The organism is Oscillospiraceae bacterium (assembly GCA_034925865.1).
Taxonomy (GTDB): Bacteria; Bacillota; Clostridia; order Oscillospirales; family SIG627; genus SIG704.
Map to the genome: position 1 here is coordinate 1 of JAYFRN010000022.1, position 14,714 is coordinate 14,714.

The following is a 14,714-nucleotide window of genomic DNA, read 5'->3' on the forward strand; positions in this document are numbered from 1 at the left end:
AAAAAGAAATGATCCTACGGCATTGGAAGCATGATAAAGATGATCGTATTAACTTGTGGGACACTTTACGAAAAAATGGCTATACACGACATTATAACAGCATGAACCGTGTACTGAGAAAATGGCTGGTTGACGAAGAAAAATCAGTCAAAAAGGAATATAAGCCACAGCCATATCAAAGAGCGGAATACCCTGGACAAAAAATACAGATAGATGTAAAGTTTGTGCCGAGCTACTGCGTGACAAACGGAATAAAGTACTATCAGTATACAGCAATTGATGAGTGTACAAGGTATGTTTTCCGTGAAATGTATGACGAACATAGTACATACAGTTCAAAGGATTTTCTTGAGAAACTTATAAAGGCATTACCGTTTCCAATCAGGGAAGTACAGACTGATAACGGAACCGAATGGACAACTGCGCTGCTTGTTAAGAATCCCGAGAGCAAGACATTATTTGAAAACGCCTTGAAGGAAATGGATATCATATATCACCGAATCCGCATTGCCACGCCAAGGCATAACGGTAAAGTTGAGCGCCAACACAGAACAGATGAAAAGCGTTTTTACAAGCATATGAAGATGTACAGCCTTGAAGATGGCAGAAAGCAGTTGAAAAAATATAATAAACGCTCAAATGATATTCCGAAGGTTTGTCTTAATTTTCAATCGCCAAATGAGGTTTTGGTAAAATATTTGTTCGTAATGTAATTGCCAAGAAGGCGTTAAGCATCAGGCTGCTTAACGCCGTAAAACATTATATTATTAGTTCGTTGTCAAGGTAGTATTGTAAACTTTCCGGCAAGCCGTAAACTTTACAATCTCCACTTTGACAAAGCTTCTCTCCTTCGTGTCACCTATTATTGACATTTCAACACTATTTTAATTTTTTAAATGCGATTTTATTTAATTTTCTGTAACACAAAAGCTTTTTATTGACAAATATATTTTTTCAGTTATAATTTTATATTATTGTATAAGAGGTCTTTGATTTAATGCAAGATGAAATATTTAATTTATATAAAAACTGCTTTTCATATTTTTCTCAGAAAGATATAACTGTACAAAATATCATTGCCGATTATAATAATCATATATTTACATATACGATAAACAAGAAGATAGTTGGTGTTTCAATTATCAATAAAAATGTTATATATTTATTATGTGTAGATAAAAAATATAGGAACATGGGAATCGGGAGTAAGCTTCTTTATGATTCTGAAGAATATATTTTTTCAAAAGGATATGATGAAATAAATATAGGCGCCGGGGATAATTATATTTTCCCAGGCATACCCATGAACGATGGTATGCATAACTTTTTCAAAAAGAAAGGTTATTTTCATGCATGGGGAGATTGCGGCTGCTATGATATGAGTTTAGACTTACATGATTTTAACTATTTTGAACATAACCTCAATGATACCATTAATGAAGTTACTTATCGTTATGCAAACGAAAGTGATATTGATAGAGTTTTATTTGCAGTAAATGAAGCAGAAAAAGATTTTGTACCGTATTATACAAATCCACAGCTCTATACTAAAAATACACAAACACCTGTATTAATAGCTGAAACAAATAATGAAATAGCAGGAGCAATTATGTTGGATGTTGGAACGAATATACCCGACGAAGGAAGTGTAGGCTGCACTATTACTGTTCCTGAATACAGAAATAAGGGCATAGCATCAACAATGGTAAGGATTGCTACAAAGCAGTTGAAAAAGAACAATCTCAAAAAAGCGTTTTTAGAATATACCTACACATATATTTTAAATATATATGGCAGATCAGGATATAAAGTTTGTATGGAGTATTTTATGGCGAAAAAGTTATTATCACAATCATAAATTTTTCAATTCTAAGCGAGTCAAAATAAGCTTGCCATTCGTAAAACTAAAAGTTGAAACTATTAGATTAACTGGCTTTATTATCTTGAAAAACATCATCATGTGTGCTATCATTATCCTATCCCGGCAAATGCGGACAATCAGAAAGGACAGTGCTAAATAAATATGGAAGAGACAAAATCGACACGTGCCGAATTCGTGCGGAGCTTTAAAAAAACCGATATACATGTTCATGCGGTTGAAAACAACCGTTATCCACATCCCGGAGGAAGCCTTTTTGTCACTCCGGATAAGCTTCGTGAAAAATATGCCGAAATGAACGTATCAAGAGCTCTTATTTTACCTATGATGGGAAGCAACTGCTCCCATATAATGCAGTCCAACGAGGATGCATATCTGATGGTTAAAAAAAACAGTGATTTTTTAAGCTGGTTCTGTTATCTTGATCCCCGGCTGGCGTGGAACTCTCCGTCCACCGATTTTAGTCACTTTATAAACTATTATAAATCCATGGGCGCAAAGGGCATCGGCGAGCTCACATTCAACACATCAATTACAGATCCTCTTTGCGATAATTTATATACTCACGCCGAAAAATGCGGAATGCCTCTGACAATTCATCTTGCAGGTCATGTAGGAGGAACTTACGGGCTTGTTGATTCTCTCGGGCTTAACGGACTTGAAACGGTTCTGAAAAATCATCCCGGTCTTAGAATTCTCGGTCATTCCCAATACTTCTGGGCGCATATGTCTGCCGATGTCACCGAAGAAGCAGCTGAAGGATATCCCAGCGGAAAAGTCATCCCCGGACGTCTGTGCGAGCTTGCCGAAAAATATGACAATCTGCTGTTCGATCTTTCAGCTGACAGCGGAGGAAACGCGATAACACGCGATCCGGAATTCGGCATCGCGTTTTTGAAGAAATACAGCAAACGCTGTTATTTCGGAACAGATATTGTATTTTACGATACTATGCCCACTCTTTATTCTTTTCTTGACAACGCTTATACTGACGGAATGCTGACAAAAGATGAATACACAGCGATATGTGCCGAAAACGCCAACAAGCTTTTGAAATAAGAGGTTAGTAAATATGTCTAAAACACTTGTAAAAAAAATTGATATACATGTCCACACTATGGATTACGGCGGTATTGAAGTACCGCGCTTCGACGGCTCAAGATATGCCACTCCGGCGGAGATTATTGAAATATACGACAAAATCGGCGTCGAAAAGGGCGTCATACTGCCGGAGATTTTCCCCGAATGCGGATGGATAATGCAGTCGAACGAGGAAGCGCTCCGCATTGCGGAAAAATACAAGGGACATTTCGAATGGTTCTGCGATATTGATCCGCGCGCGCTATATAATTCGCCTGACTCTGATCTCGGATATCTCATAAAATATTATAAATCTCTCGGTGCGAAGGGCATCGGCGAAGTGGTCATTAACGAATACGCCGACGGGCCTCTAATGGATAATCTGTTTTATCACGCTTCAAAAAATAAAATGTCCGTCACATTTCACCTCGCCACTCATCGCGGTGGCTGTTACGGGCTTGTAGAGGATCACGGCCTTAAGCGTCTCGAACACATGCTTAAAAAATACCCTGATCTCGTATTGCTCGGCCATTCTCAGCCATTCTGGGCGGAAATTGGCGCCGATTGCACCGATGAAAACCGCGATTATTACCCCACCGGAAAGGTCGAGGAAGGTAATCTCGTCCGTCTCATGCGTGAATATCCCGGGCTTTGCGGCGATCTCTCCGCCGGAAGCGGCTTCAACGCGGTCAGCCGCGATCCGGAATTCGGATACCGCTTTATCGAGGAATTCAAACACAAGCTGTATTATGGTACGGATATATGTGATCCTCGCAATATCAACGATCCTATGCTGAAGCTCTCTCACTGGCTTGACGAAGCATATCTCAACGATAAAATAAGCGAAGAAGCGTATCTCTGCGTAAGCCGTAAAAACGCCGAAAAGCTTCTCGGATTATAATAATGTTCTGATTAGAAGTTGAAGTAAAATGAAAAATGTAACTATATATACCGACGGCGCATGCCGCGGCAATCCAGGACCGGGCGGTTGGGGCACAGTTTTAGTTTATAACGGCGTTGAAAAGGAGCTTTCCGGAGGCGATCCTGATACAACCAACAACAGGATGGAGATAATGGCGGTTATCGCCGGGCTTGAAGCTTTGAAGGAGCCGTGCGAAGCGCTTATTATAAGTGACTCGAAATATGTCGTTGACGCGATAGAAAAAGGATGGCTCGCTTCATGGCAGAAACGGGGATGGCGCAAAGCCGACGGCACCCCGGCACTCAACATTGATCTATGGAAGCGGCTTCTCACCGCCGCCGCAGATCACAAAATTTCTTTTTCATGGGTCAAAGGTCATGCCGGGCATTCGTATAACGAACGCTGCGACGAGCTTGCTGTTGCCGCCTCTGAAAATGCAGCCAAAAGAGGAAAATAAATCGCAGGGCGGGATGAAAAATCCTGTCCTGTTTTTTCATCTGAATTTATTACGGTAAATACATGCTGTAATATTGCGGTTTTTAGAAATATGGCTCTGGAATATAGCTTTTCTCGCTTATAAAACAATACTATAAACTACCGTTCAAAAATACACGGCGGGATGAGAACATTTCGCACTATAAATACATGATTATGGAGAAACGCAACCAGACTTTGCTTGCTATTATCAGAATACATTTGTATAATAAAGAAAAGAGGTGATTTCATGTTTGATACGAAGAAATTCGGAGGTTATGTTTCGAAACTTCGCAAGAATTCCGACATGACACAGTCTGAACTTGCAGAGCGGCTTAATCTTACTCGTCAGGCGGTGTCTAAATACGAAACCGGAGACAGCTTTCCGGATGTAACAATTCTTGTCCTTATCGCAGACACATTCGGAGTGACGCTTGATGAATTAATCAATTCCGGCGAACCCACCCGCGGCGAAGCGGCTATTCTCGACAGCGCGGCGAAAGGCCGCGATGTTATCGCGGAAAGCCTTGCTGATATAGTGAACCTTGCGCCGCTGTTAAAGCCGAGTGTTCTTACGAAGATGTCAAATGGTCTTTCAAAGCAAGGAATAGATATTTCAAGTATAGTGAAGCTTGCCGAATATTTAAACGATGAAGGCGTGATTTCCTTGCTCGAAAGCGCCACATATGATACCGTTAATGATGAACTGCTTGAAAAGCTGATGCCTGTGTTGGACGATAAATCTAAGGGAATGATATTTCAGAAGATACTCGATGGTGAAATAGACTGGCATCTGATTAAAACAATTGTACCGTATGCCGAATATATGTCAAGTCAAATTGAAGCGGCGGTTGTAGAAGGAGCTCTGCCCTGGGAAGCGCTGAGCATTCTTCACGAAGGGTTGAAAATTTCCTGGGAAAAGAAAAAGAAAGACGGCGAACTGTGATAAGCAAGATCAAAAACGCCATCTATCTTATTCGCTATGCGTGGAGAAAATGTAAACGGCTGTTCTTTACAACATCGGTCAAATATATTTTCTCTTCCGTCCTTCCGCTGATCGGTATCGTCGGTATTGGCAGCATTGTAGACGCGCTTGTGGCAGGAAAATCAACGGCTGAGGTAAGCCGCAAAGGTTTGTATTATGAGATGTATGAAAAGCAAAGAAAACCATATACCGGTGTTGTATGAAAGGAGCTGTTATATTGAAAGCGGAAATCAATCGCAATCTTGAACTTGTGGAAATATTGCTGTATCTTGCCGACAGGCAAAACAGGACAGAGCAGGCGCTTAAAAATATTTATTATATCACAAAAATTAATGAGTATTTTGGCAAATACAAGTCTCATCCCGCAGTAGCTCTTACACAAAAGCTGATTGATGAGCAAAATTTTAGATATATCAAGCCGATAAGAGCGATTTTATCCCTTGATGATATTTTAAACAACAACACTAACAGACTTTATGAATGGGCGACTGCGGTAATTGATTTCGTTGTAGTCAGTCACTTTGATGGTTTTATATTAGCAATGAACAGTTATTACAACATGATAATCAAAAAGATTCAAGGCTTTGACATTAAAAAATGCATTAACTTTACAAATTATTACTTTAAGGGGAGCAATGAGCCTTTTCGTCTTATGATTTGCCCTTTCGACGGAAATTACGGCTTTGTGCTTGACGGTATATTAAATGTTGTCCGGTGTCTGCCATATGACGGAGACGGAAACATCGACACTGTATACACGAATCGTCTGATAGGCGGTATCGCCCACGAATATGCTCACTGTTTTGTCAATCCGGTTATAGAAAAATACAAAGACAGACTTCACGAATATAAAGAATTTTTTGCCGCGCATAAAAACATGTACACTTATTACAATGTGGATTATGCTGTTATGAATGAGTATTTTGTCAGAGCTTATACGTTTAGATATATGCGGTTGTTTAGAAACGATTTTCCTGATTATGATGAATATTGCAACGACACAGAAAAAACAAAGACAGCTTTTATTATATATCTTGATAAGTTTGTTGAATTTCTAATCGAATATGAGCAGTCGAATCTTGCGTTTGATGAATTCTATCTTAAAAATTTACATAGAATAGGAGAATTTAAATGAACAGCATGTTTCTATGCCCAAAATGTAAAAGCGAGTTTGATTTGCCAAAATGCCCCGTCTGCGGATATGAGGTAACTCAGATAAATACCATTTATCAATTTTGCGACGATCCGTCAGTAAAGCTCGAAGGATATAATCAGTACATAGGCTATGATGGAATCGGCGAGGACTTTGAACCAGCCGTCAAATTCTGGGATACCAACGATGTCGAACGATATGGTGTATATGAAGCCTGCGGAGATTTGATCGTGCAGAGGTTCGGGCGTGATATCACCGTTCTTGATCTCGGCGCCGGGCTTGGAACTGCGTCGATCCCTCTTGCAAAGAACGGAATTTACACCATCGCTGCCGACATTTCAAACGTGATGCTCTCTACCGCCGTAAAACGCGCGGCAGGGCGGTATGACAATTTGGTATTTGCGCGGATGAACGCATACAATCTTATGATTGCAGACAATAGAGTTGATATTATTGTGGAGAACGCGATGCTTCATCTAGTCGATAACCCGGAAAAGGTCATTAAAGAAATCGTTCGCGTTTTAAAGCCCGCAGGACATCTTATCCGTTACGGTTCCTATTCACAGCCATTATCGGAAGAAGAGGCAAAGCAAAACGCCCTGTGCAACAATATTTTATCTGACATAAATGGTGTATTTTACAATTATCTTACAGCTCACGGATTTAAAAGTATTTGGTTCTACAATCGTTTTGCGGAGATTATTCCACAATATTTTGATGTGCCCATTAACAATATAGCAAATGGCTTTTCGGAAGTTTTCACCGAAAAGCTTAAATTTCGTCTGCACAGGTTGAAAACCGGAGCTCATTCTGATTTACAGAATATCCCAAAGGAGCTGATCAATACAGCCTGGAGCACCGCGGATAAATACGCGCGGGATAAGTACGGAGATGACTATATAAATATAAAAGGATTTTCAAGATACGGAACTGCAATTGATATCTATAAAGCAAAATGAATTTCTGCATATATTAACATTTAATAAAGCTGCAGTATCATCTGTTATTAAACGGCGATAAATAACACTGTTTTAGAAGAGAGAAAAGCCCATATATCAGAGTCTTTCTCTCTTAAAGCGTGATTATTTAATTGCCGTGTTAATAATTTATACTGCAGCTTTTTTATTGAGATGGAAACATGAGAAATAAATCAAGACGAAATTCAAGCAAGCCGAAAATCAATATTAATCACGAATTTAAACAGTTTCTAAAGGGTATATTTCCTGTATACTTATACGAAAGCTTTTGCGGAGCTTTTCCGAAAAGCGACCGAAATCCCTATATTTGCTGTGTTTTATTCAAAAAACGACTCATATGATTCCGGAAATCCCAAAATATTCTTCGAGTATGGTAGGAATTTCGTCTTCTCTGAGCTCATGAACCTCGACTCCTTGAGGTGAAAAACGCTTCAGGACAAGTCCGTCAATCGTAATTCTGCCGTCAGGAGTTTTTATTGAAATCATACGCTGTTTTCCAAACGGGCTGTCAGGAGACTTTTCACACCAGAACGAAGCCGCCATATAATCGATTTCCTGCTGAGGCTCAGAAGTAAAAGCGTAAAAATCGCGCCATTTCCCTTCGTGCAGATCCTGCAAAATATAACCAAGTACAGGATCGCGGATGAAACGGTATGCTTCGCCGCAGATGATTTGTACCGCGCCTTCGGTTAATTTCACGGGAATTCTCGGAGCGGATTGACCGATTCCGGCATCGGCGATAAATGATTCTCCGTTTATGTATACGCGTATCACCCTGTGATGCCTCATTTGCATCCCGGTGGTACCGCGCAAAAAGCGGGCGAACATACTCTCTGTAACAAACCCAGCTTCTTTGAGCATCGCCTCAAAAAGAGCGTTTATTTCAAAGCAATAGCCTCCGCGTCGGCGCGTTACGATTTTATCATACAGTGTATTGATGTCAAGAGCTATGGGTATGCCGTTTATTATGTCAAGATTTTCATACGGCACATGCGTTACATGTGTATATTGAATTTTCGCGAGTGTTTCTTCGGAAGGGACAAGAGTTCCATTATTCTCATATCCTATCCGATCAAGCCATTTATCGAGATGTGAACCCTTTGTGATACTGAAATCCATTATACATCCTTTCAGAGATTCATATGGATTCAGTTTTTACCGTTAACAACAGCGAATCTCTTTATTTTTCTTGTAGTGGTTTTTTCAAATTCCTGATTGCGGAATTGCACGCGTTTAATTTGCTTGTACATCGGAAGGCCCGAATTAACGGTGTCTATTTCCTGACGAATGAGCTTCTCAAGTTTTTCTTTCCCATATTCGGCCGATTTATCCTGATTTGGGAATACTTCCGCCGTTATCATAGATTCGGCGTTGTCCGCATCAGTAACAGGGAAAACGATTATTTCGGAAATATACGGGCTTTCGTCAAAATAGCTTTCAAGCTCCTCAGGATAAACATTTTTACCGTTTTTAAGTACGATTACATTTTTCTTTCTCCCGGTAATAAAAAGACGTCCGAGTTCGTCGATCTTTCCGATATCTCCGGTCAAGAACCAACCGTCTTCAAAAGCGGCAGCGGTGGCGACGGGATTCTTGTAATAACCGAGCATAACATTGTCGCCCTTGACGCAGATCTCTCCTTCTCCGTTTTCGTTGGGATTGTTAATTTTTATGCTGCAGTTTCTAATCGGAACGCCGCACGAATATGCGTCGTAAAAATAATCGCGGTTTACGCATACGAGAGGAGAGCATTCAGTAATACCGTATCCGGTCAGCACTTCAATGCCGATATCTTCAAAAAACTCACAAATATGGGGCTTTACTGCGGCGCCGCCGCAGATAAATCTTGTAAAATTACCGCCGAGAGAGTCATGTATGCTTTTAAACAAGGTCTTTCTCATATCAACGCCGATTTTCATAAGTCCCCGCGAAGCATTCATAAGTGTTTTAAGTATTTTATCCTTATGACCTTCTTCGGCCGTCGCCCATATGCGTTTGTATATCGACTCGACAACAAGCGGAACGCACTGCATATCGCACGGCTTGTAGTTTTTCATGTTTACGGCAAGAGCGCGAAGATTTTCGTTTATATATATTACCCGTCCCATATGCATATAGCACAGTATTCCGGTCGTGGCTTCAAAGGTATGATGATACGGCAAAACGGACAAGCAGGAATCGTGAATATGCATTGAATTTAAAGCGTTTATCGCGGTAGATACGATGTTATATTCACTCAGCATGACACCCTTTGCAATCCCGGTCGTGCCGGATGTGTAAACAAGAGAGGATAAAACTTCGTTATCGGTGGCAAGGGAAGTATATGATTTATCGCCGGCCTTCAACAGCGAGTCGCCTTTTTCAATAAGCGCTTCAAAAGAAGCAAAAGAAGGATCATCATTTTTGCCGATAATAATAACATCTTTAATATATGAATTATCAGAGATCACGCTCTTCATTTTAACGGCAAGCGCCGAAGAAATGACGAGCATCGAAACATCGCCGATTTTAAGGATATTTGCCACGCCTTCAGGAGTGAGATCGCGGTCAATAGGCACAAACACTCCGTTTGACGCGATAACCGTAAAATAAGTGACGAGCCATTCATAGCTGTTTTCCGAAAGAAGCGCGACATGCCTTTCACCCAGGCCGAGTGACATCAGCGCGGTGCCAAAGCAATCGACATCGTGTGAAAATTCGTTATGGCTTTTTTGAATTATCTCTCCATTTTTTTTGAAGATGAAAAGCGTTTTATCACCGTAAAGCTCTCTGCAGCCCTTTAAAAGCTCACGGAAGCTCGAAACCCGGCGGGTATCGTAATAAAGATAGTTTTTATTCTGTCTTTTCATACAATTCTTCCTTTATACTTGTTTAATATTGAACAGATTAATCAAATCCGATTCAGTGACACCATAGAGCATATTTTCAGAACAAATATTCTTTATTCTTATTATTATATCAGAATTTTCTCCAATGTCAAATAAACAACCTATAAACATCCTCGAAATTTTCGCGAAATTTTCAGAAGCAAAAAAATTACCGCTCAGCTCGGCATCGTTTATTATTCCGTTTTCTACGGAAAGCGAAAGAGTTATTTTCCCTCCGGATGTTCTGAGAGATTTCGTATAATTAAACTTGCGGGAAGAACCGAAAACAGTCTCATGCGGCAGAAACATTTTTGAGGCGATGATGAATATTTCCTTTTTCTGCTCATCTGTAAACCGCAGTATATCTGCATTGCAGGACAATTCCGGTATTAACGCGTTAATAAAGGATATGGCATCCGTGAATCGGTCCCGCATTTCATCACTGAGAAGTTCACGGATATTCGTGACTCTCTCCCTGTTGGACTTTATACCTTTGGATTCTATTTTGTATGTATCAAAATTTAGTGACCCCTCAAGAGCGTCCTTATCACAGTCGAATAAAAGCGAACCGTGATGTACCGTGTATCCGCCCGTCATATACTGCGCGCTTCCTGATATTTTTTTGCCGCCTACGCAAATATCATTTCTTCCCGAAACTGCGGCGTCAAGACCGAGCGAGCGTAAAAAGCCTGCTACCGGCTCTGTAAACGGATAAAAATCGATCTCGCCTGCACCCTTTTTAATCATTGAATACTGAATACAGCCGCGGTCAGTATATATGGCTCCCCCTCCGGACATTCTGCGGGCAAGCGCGATCCCGTTTCTTTCGGTAAAAGCAAGATTTATTTCCGCATATGCATTCTGATATTTACCGATCATGACGGTGGGCGGCGTAGTCCAAAGATATAATACTTGCTCTGACGGCTTCAGATTTTCGGCAATATAATATTCCGCGGCAAAGCTTTCCGCCGCACAAGTCGCGTCAAAATCAAGAATGAACATCTGTTTCTCTGAGCGCCTCCGCCGCATGATAACTGCTTCTGACAAGCGGACCGCACGAAACATAACCGAATCCGCGCGACTGCGCCTGCGTCTTGTACATTTCAAACATTTCCGGCGTTATATATTCCTTCATTTCGACATGTGATACAGACGGGCGTAGATATTGACCAATTGTAATTATATCACAGCCCGCTGCCCGTAAATCGTCGAATAAAGTAAAAACTTCTTCTTTTTTTTCGCCAAGGCCAACCATAATACCGGATTTGACGCGTATATCCGGCGATTTTGATTTGATATATTTCAATACCTCAAGCGAACGCGTATAAACTGCCTGCGGACGTACGTCTGAATACAGCGACGGAACGGTTTCGACATTGTGCCCGATCACATCCGGATGAGCTGCGATCACGATGTCGAGCGCGTTATTCGAGCCTTTAAAATCCGGTATTAAAAGCTCCACCGCCACTGACGGCAGCCGGCGCTTTATCGATCTGACGCAGGCGGCAAATTGTTCCGCGCCTCCGTCCGGAAGGTCATCGCGCGTTACGCTTGTTATTACGACGTGACGCAGACCGAGTTTCACCGCGGCCTCGGCGATATGCTCCGGTTCTTCCGGGCAAACGCTCTCAGGCGCTCCGTGCTCCACAGAACAGAAACGGCAGTCACGAGTGCAATATTTTCCTAATATCATAAACGTCGCGGTACGTTTTTTAAAGCACTCGCCCATATTAGGGCATTCAGCTTCTTTACATACCGTGTTAAGCCCCAGCGCCGACATCATTTCGGAAATTTCAGAAACCTCCGATTTATTATATTTCACACGAAGCCATGAAGGCTTTTTCTGATCCGTCATTTTTGTTTTCCATTTCCCGACGGATTTCCCTTATCAAGGCTTAAAAGCGCCTCACCTTCTGATACCTCGTCGCCCTCCTCGCGGCACAGCGAATCGATTATGCCATCGTATTCGGATTCGATTTCACTCACGACCTTATCGGTCTCTATCTCGGCGACTATATCGCCCTTTTTGATTTTATCCCCGGGCTTTACGCGATAAACACACAGCGTTCCCTTTGATGATTTCGCCGACAGGTGCGGCATATTGATATACATTTTATTCATGATAATTTCTAACTCCAAATAGTTTTATATCATTTCATGTGCAAGCAACAGACACAGCTCACTGTCATCCGGAAACACCTCGGACAACGCGTGAACGCACGACTCAAACCGGTAAGGCCTGCCTGTAAGCGCGGTGACGACAGCGGCGGAATGCGCGGGCTCTTTCGACCAAAAAATATCCGCATTCATTATAATACCCTTTTCAACTGTTATGTGGCTGGTGAAAACGCCCCCGGATATCTCAACTCGGTTATTAAATACGCATTTCGGAGACATACCGAAAATGAAGCCTTCGTCCCTGTATTTCGACGAAACAAGCTCTGATATTGTATATTTCTCCTCGGATGTAAATGAATATTCCTCTAAATGAGGAATGAATTCGCATAAATGCGTAATAAATTCATCGGTCGAAGCACGGCAAAATAAAGGGTAAATATTTGAAACCGGGCTTTTGCGGGATTTTATCGCGCGTGATGTATACGTTCCGGACGGAGGCGAAAGAGACGCCCTCAGTGCTTCTATATCGGCGTTATACAAAAGAGTGCCATGCACAAGGCTGCGACCGCTTTTTACACATTGCGCGCTTCCGGATATTTTCTTTTCCGTTCCCGTTTTACCGTCCTTCAGAACGATATCACAAGCGCCGCGCACATATGCCGGAATACCTATGGAATTAAGAGCGGAAACAATCCATCCTGTCGCTTCGTCATATCTCTGCTGCGGTTCGTCACCTGCTGGTCCGATAAATGAGAAATTTATGTTTCCCTTGCCATGATAGACTGCGCCGCCGCCGCTTTCGCGCCTGTATACCGGCACGCCGTTTGGTTCGGTATACGGAAGCCTGACCTCTTCGTATATATTCTGATATTTCCCGACGACAACACACGGATTATTTTCATATATCAATAAATATTCCCCGGTGCGGTCCTTTAACAGAAGCTCCTCCGCGGCGAGGTTTTCCGGCGCTTCGTAAAAGCCGGTACGGACAAATATGGCTTTTACGCCCGAAGCTTCAATCGTTTTCATCTTCTTCCGGATTCCTAGCTTCGGCAAATTTCTTTTTAAATATATCGATGAGGCAATTTACCGAATTGAGTATCGACAGCACCCCGGCTATGAGAATTATTGGCCTTGAATAAGGGTTGTCGAGAATATTGATGGCACTGTTAAAGTATCCGATCACGGCAAAGGTCATTATCGTAAGCGCGAATACAATACATAGATTTGCGACCGCACGTTTGTAATTATCTTTATTCATTTATTGATTAACCTCCGCGATATAAATAATATCATTTATATTTCTGCCTCCCGAAGCCGGGCGGTTTACTACTTTTCCGTCGAAAGTCATATGCGCCGACTGTCCGCCGTCCATATTATATGCCGCTGCACAGCCCATTTCGTAAAACATCTGCGACATATCCTGAAAGCTCATTCCGTCAGAATACCCCGGCTGTCTTCCGTCGATGACCACAAAACAGTAATGGCCCGGTTCGTAATATCCGAAGGCGCAACGCGGATTAGGAGACTGTATACTCCATGAAAATTTCGAAACCGGCTGACCGTCTTTCAACAGCATCGGGCCAAATGACCATGCCTGATACGCTCCATCGTCGATAGCTTGATTTATCGAAAATTCACTCCTGTTATATGTTTTTACAGTGCCGTCATAATATAAAACACATACATCCGCAAACAGCGACGATCTGTAAAGTATTCCGTTCTTTATGCATACGCCCGAATCTCTTATTCCATAATAATCTCCGTTTACGGCGACGATTGCGCCAACTCTCGATACGGTATCGAGGATGGGCTCGGTAATGGACTTTCCGTATTTACCGCCCGCGAAAGCTGTTTTGAAATTATCGATATTTCGGATGTATATATCAGCCACATAATACGACGCGCCGTTTCTCGTACGTCTGTCTATCGTGACGCATATATCCTTGCTGCGGTATGACATATTATCTGAGATTATTTCACCATCGGTGAATTTATCCGCGAATTTATCTCCCCACATGCCGTTCTCGCCGTATTCTACTGCTTTTCTGGGAATTGTAACGGGAACAGTATTAAGAACGCGCGGCAGAACATGATGGAAAAGCGCGAACGTGATAAGCACAAAAGCGAGCATCAGGACATCGCAAAATATCATTATTGCAAGCTCCGCTTTTACAGCGAAAACCCTGTCATTGTATCCTTTTTTTAACTTCATAATAAACCTTGTTTATGATTTTATATATACCGCTTATAGTATTT

17 protein-coding genes are annotated in these 14,714 nt (G+C 41.8%); 9 read left to right on the top strand and 8 right to left on the bottom strand.

Annotated features, from left to right (window positions below; all coding sequences use genetic code 11):
* The 9 genes from VB118_08375 to VB118_08415 all read left to right on the top strand — a co-directional run.
* Nucleotides 1-713 (top strand): DDE-type integrase/transposase/recombinase (locus tag VB118_08375; GenBank protein ID MEA4832615.1); only part of this gene is annotated, 713 nt, incomplete at its 5' end.
* A gap of 284 nt (nucleotides 714-997) precedes the next feature.
* Nucleotides 998-1,858: a GNAT family N-acetyltransferase gene (locus tag VB118_08380; protein MEA4832616.1), complete on the top strand. Its 861-nt coding sequence runs from the start codon at nucleotides 998-1,000 to the stop codon at nucleotides 1,856-1,858.
* 165 nt (nucleotides 1,859-2,023) lie between these two features.
* Entirely contained in the window at nucleotides 2,024-2,938 is a 915-nt protein-coding gene (locus VB118_08385; GenBank protein MEA4832617.1) for a hypothetical protein, read from the top strand.
* 13 nt (nucleotides 2,939-2,951) lie between these two features.
* Entirely contained in the window at nucleotides 2,952-3,860 is a 909-nt protein-coding gene (locus tag VB118_08390) for a hypothetical protein (GenBank protein ID MEA4832618.1), read from the top strand.
* A gap of 28 nt (nucleotides 3,861-3,888) precedes the next feature.
* Nucleotides 3,889-4,338 (top strand): ribonuclease HI, encoded by a 450-nt coding sequence (gene rnhA, locus VB118_08395; protein ID MEA4832619.1) that lies wholly within the window; start codon nucleotides 3,889-3,891, stop codon nucleotides 4,336-4,338.
* A gap of 267 nt (nucleotides 4,339-4,605) precedes the next feature.
* Nucleotides 4,606-5,301, top strand: a complete 696-nt coding sequence (locus VB118_08400) for a helix-turn-helix transcriptional regulator (GenBank protein MEA4832620.1) — start codon at nucleotides 4,606-4,608, stop codon at nucleotides 5,299-5,301.
* Nucleotides 5,298-5,543: a hypothetical protein gene (locus VB118_08405; GenBank protein MEA4832621.1), complete on the top strand. Its 246-nt coding sequence runs from the start codon at nucleotides 5,298-5,300 to the stop codon at nucleotides 5,541-5,543. Before VB118_08400 ends, VB118_08405 begins: the two co-directional genes overlap by 4 nt.
* Nucleotides 5,540-6,475: a DUF4932 domain-containing protein gene (locus VB118_08410; protein ID MEA4832622.1), complete on the top strand. Its 936-nt coding sequence runs from the start codon at nucleotides 5,540-5,542 to the stop codon at nucleotides 6,473-6,475. The genes VB118_08405 and VB118_08410 overlap by 4 nt, the downstream gene beginning before the upstream one ends.
* Nucleotides 6,472-7,452, top strand: a complete 981-nt coding sequence (locus VB118_08415; protein ID MEA4832623.1) for a class I SAM-dependent methyltransferase — start codon at nucleotides 6,472-6,474, stop codon at nucleotides 7,450-7,452. Before VB118_08410 ends, VB118_08415 begins: the two co-directional genes overlap by 4 nt.
* Before the next feature lie 351 nt (nucleotides 7,453-7,803).
* Here the strand turns inward: VB118_08415 and VB118_08420 are convergent, their stop codons facing one another.
* From VB118_08420 to VB118_08455, 8 genes are read right to left on the bottom strand one after another with little or no spacing between them, the layout of a single operon-like run.
* The gene (locus VB118_08420) at nucleotides 7,804-8,589 is read right to left on the bottom strand and encodes an arylamine N-acetyltransferase (GenBank protein MEA4832624.1); all 786 of its coding nucleotides are present in this window, start codon (nucleotides 8,587-8,589) and stop codon (nucleotides 7,804-7,806) included.
* 29 nt (nucleotides 8,590-8,618) lie between these two features.
* Nucleotides 8,619-10,319 (bottom strand): AMP-binding protein, encoded by a 1,701-nt coding sequence (locus VB118_08425; GenBank protein MEA4832625.1) that lies wholly within the window; start codon nucleotides 10,317-10,319, stop codon nucleotides 8,619-8,621.
* A 12-nt stretch (nucleotides 10,320-10,331) separates the two neighbouring features.
* The gene (locus VB118_08430; protein ID MEA4832626.1) at nucleotides 10,332-11,339 is read right to left on the bottom strand and encodes a lipoate--protein ligase; all 1,008 of its coding nucleotides are present in this window, start codon (nucleotides 11,337-11,339) and stop codon (nucleotides 10,332-10,334) included.
* The gene (lipA, locus tag VB118_08435; protein MEA4832627.1) at nucleotides 11,326-12,192 is read right to left on the bottom strand and encodes a lipoyl synthase; all 867 of its coding nucleotides are present in this window, start codon (nucleotides 12,190-12,192) and stop codon (nucleotides 11,326-11,328) included. Before lipA ends, VB118_08430 begins: the two co-directional genes overlap by 14 nt.
* Nucleotides 12,189-12,458, bottom strand: a complete 270-nt coding sequence (locus VB118_08440) for a lipoyl domain-containing protein (protein MEA4832628.1) — start codon at nucleotides 12,456-12,458, stop codon at nucleotides 12,189-12,191. Before VB118_08440 ends, lipA begins: the two co-directional genes overlap by 4 nt.
* 24 nt (nucleotides 12,459-12,482) lie before the next feature.
* Entirely contained in the window at nucleotides 12,483-13,484 is a 1,002-nt protein-coding gene (locus VB118_08445; protein MEA4832629.1) for a hypothetical protein, read from the bottom strand.
* Nucleotides 13,471-13,716, bottom strand: a complete 246-nt coding sequence (locus VB118_08450) for a hypothetical protein (protein MEA4832630.1) — start codon at nucleotides 13,714-13,716, stop codon at nucleotides 13,471-13,473. The genes VB118_08445 and VB118_08450 overlap by 14 nt, the downstream gene beginning before the upstream one ends.
* Nucleotides 13,717-14,670, bottom strand: a complete 954-nt coding sequence (locus VB118_08455) for a phosphodiester glycosidase family protein (GenBank protein MEA4832631.1) — start codon at nucleotides 14,668-14,670, stop codon at nucleotides 13,717-13,719. It lies immediately after the preceding gene.
* Nucleotides 14,671-14,714: the final 44 nt, after the last annotated feature.

What these genes read in the sequence shown, in the direction of transcription:
- VB118_08400 (MEA4832620.1), top strand. Translation starts at nt 4,606, where the DNA reads ATGTTTGATACGAAGAAATTCGGAGGTTATGTTTCGAAACTTCGCAAG.
- VB118_08385 (MEA4832617.1), top strand. Translation starts at nt 2,024, where the DNA reads ATGGAAGAGACAAAATCGACACGTGCCGAATTCGTGCGGAGCTTTAAA.
- rnhA (MEA4832619.1), top strand. Translation starts at nt 3,889, where the DNA reads ATGAAAAATGTAACTATATATACCGACGGCGCATGCCGCGGCAATCCA.
- VB118_08445 (MEA4832629.1), bottom strand. Translation starts at nt 13,484, where the DNA reads ATGAAAACGATTGAAGCTTCGGGCGTAAAAGCCATATTTGTCCGTACC.
- lipA (MEA4832627.1), bottom strand. Translation starts at nt 12,192, where the DNA reads ATGACGGATCAGAAAAAGCCTTCATGGCTTCGTGTGAAATATAATAAA.
- VB118_08415 (MEA4832623.1), top strand. Translation starts at nt 6,472, where the DNA reads ATGAACAGCATGTTTCTATGCCCAAAATGTAAAAGCGAGTTTGATTTG.
- VB118_08455 (MEA4832631.1), bottom strand. Translation starts at nt 14,670, where the DNA reads ATGAAGTTAAAAAAAGGATACAATGACAGGGTTTTCGCTGTAAAAGCG.
- VB118_08450 (MEA4832630.1), bottom strand. Translation starts at nt 13,716, where the DNA reads ATGAATAAAGATAATTACAAACGTGCGGTCGCAAATCTATGTATTGTA.
- VB118_08390 (MEA4832618.1), top strand. Translation starts at nt 2,952, where the DNA reads ATGTCTAAAACACTTGTAAAAAAAATTGATATACATGTCCACACTATG.
- VB118_08440 (MEA4832628.1), bottom strand. Translation starts at nt 12,458, where the DNA reads ATGAATAAAATGTATATCAATATGCCGCACCTGTCGGCGAAATCATCA.
- VB118_08410 (MEA4832622.1), top strand. Translation starts at nt 5,540, where the DNA reads ATGAAAGGAGCTGTTATATTGAAAGCGGAAATCAATCGCAATCTTGAA.
- VB118_08420 (MEA4832624.1), bottom strand. Translation starts at nt 8,589, where the DNA reads ATGGATTTCAGTATCACAAAGGGTTCACATCTCGATAAATGGCTTGAT.
- VB118_08425 (MEA4832625.1), bottom strand. Translation starts at nt 10,319, where the DNA reads ATGAAAAGACAGAATAAAAACTATCTTTATTACGATACCCGCCGGGTT.
- VB118_08430 (MEA4832626.1), bottom strand. Translation starts at nt 11,339, where the DNA reads ATGTTCATTCTTGATTTTGACGCGACTTGTGCGGCGGAAAGCTTTGCC.
- VB118_08380 (MEA4832616.1), top strand. Translation starts at nt 998, where the DNA reads ATGCAAGATGAAATATTTAATTTATATAAAAACTGCTTTTCATATTTT.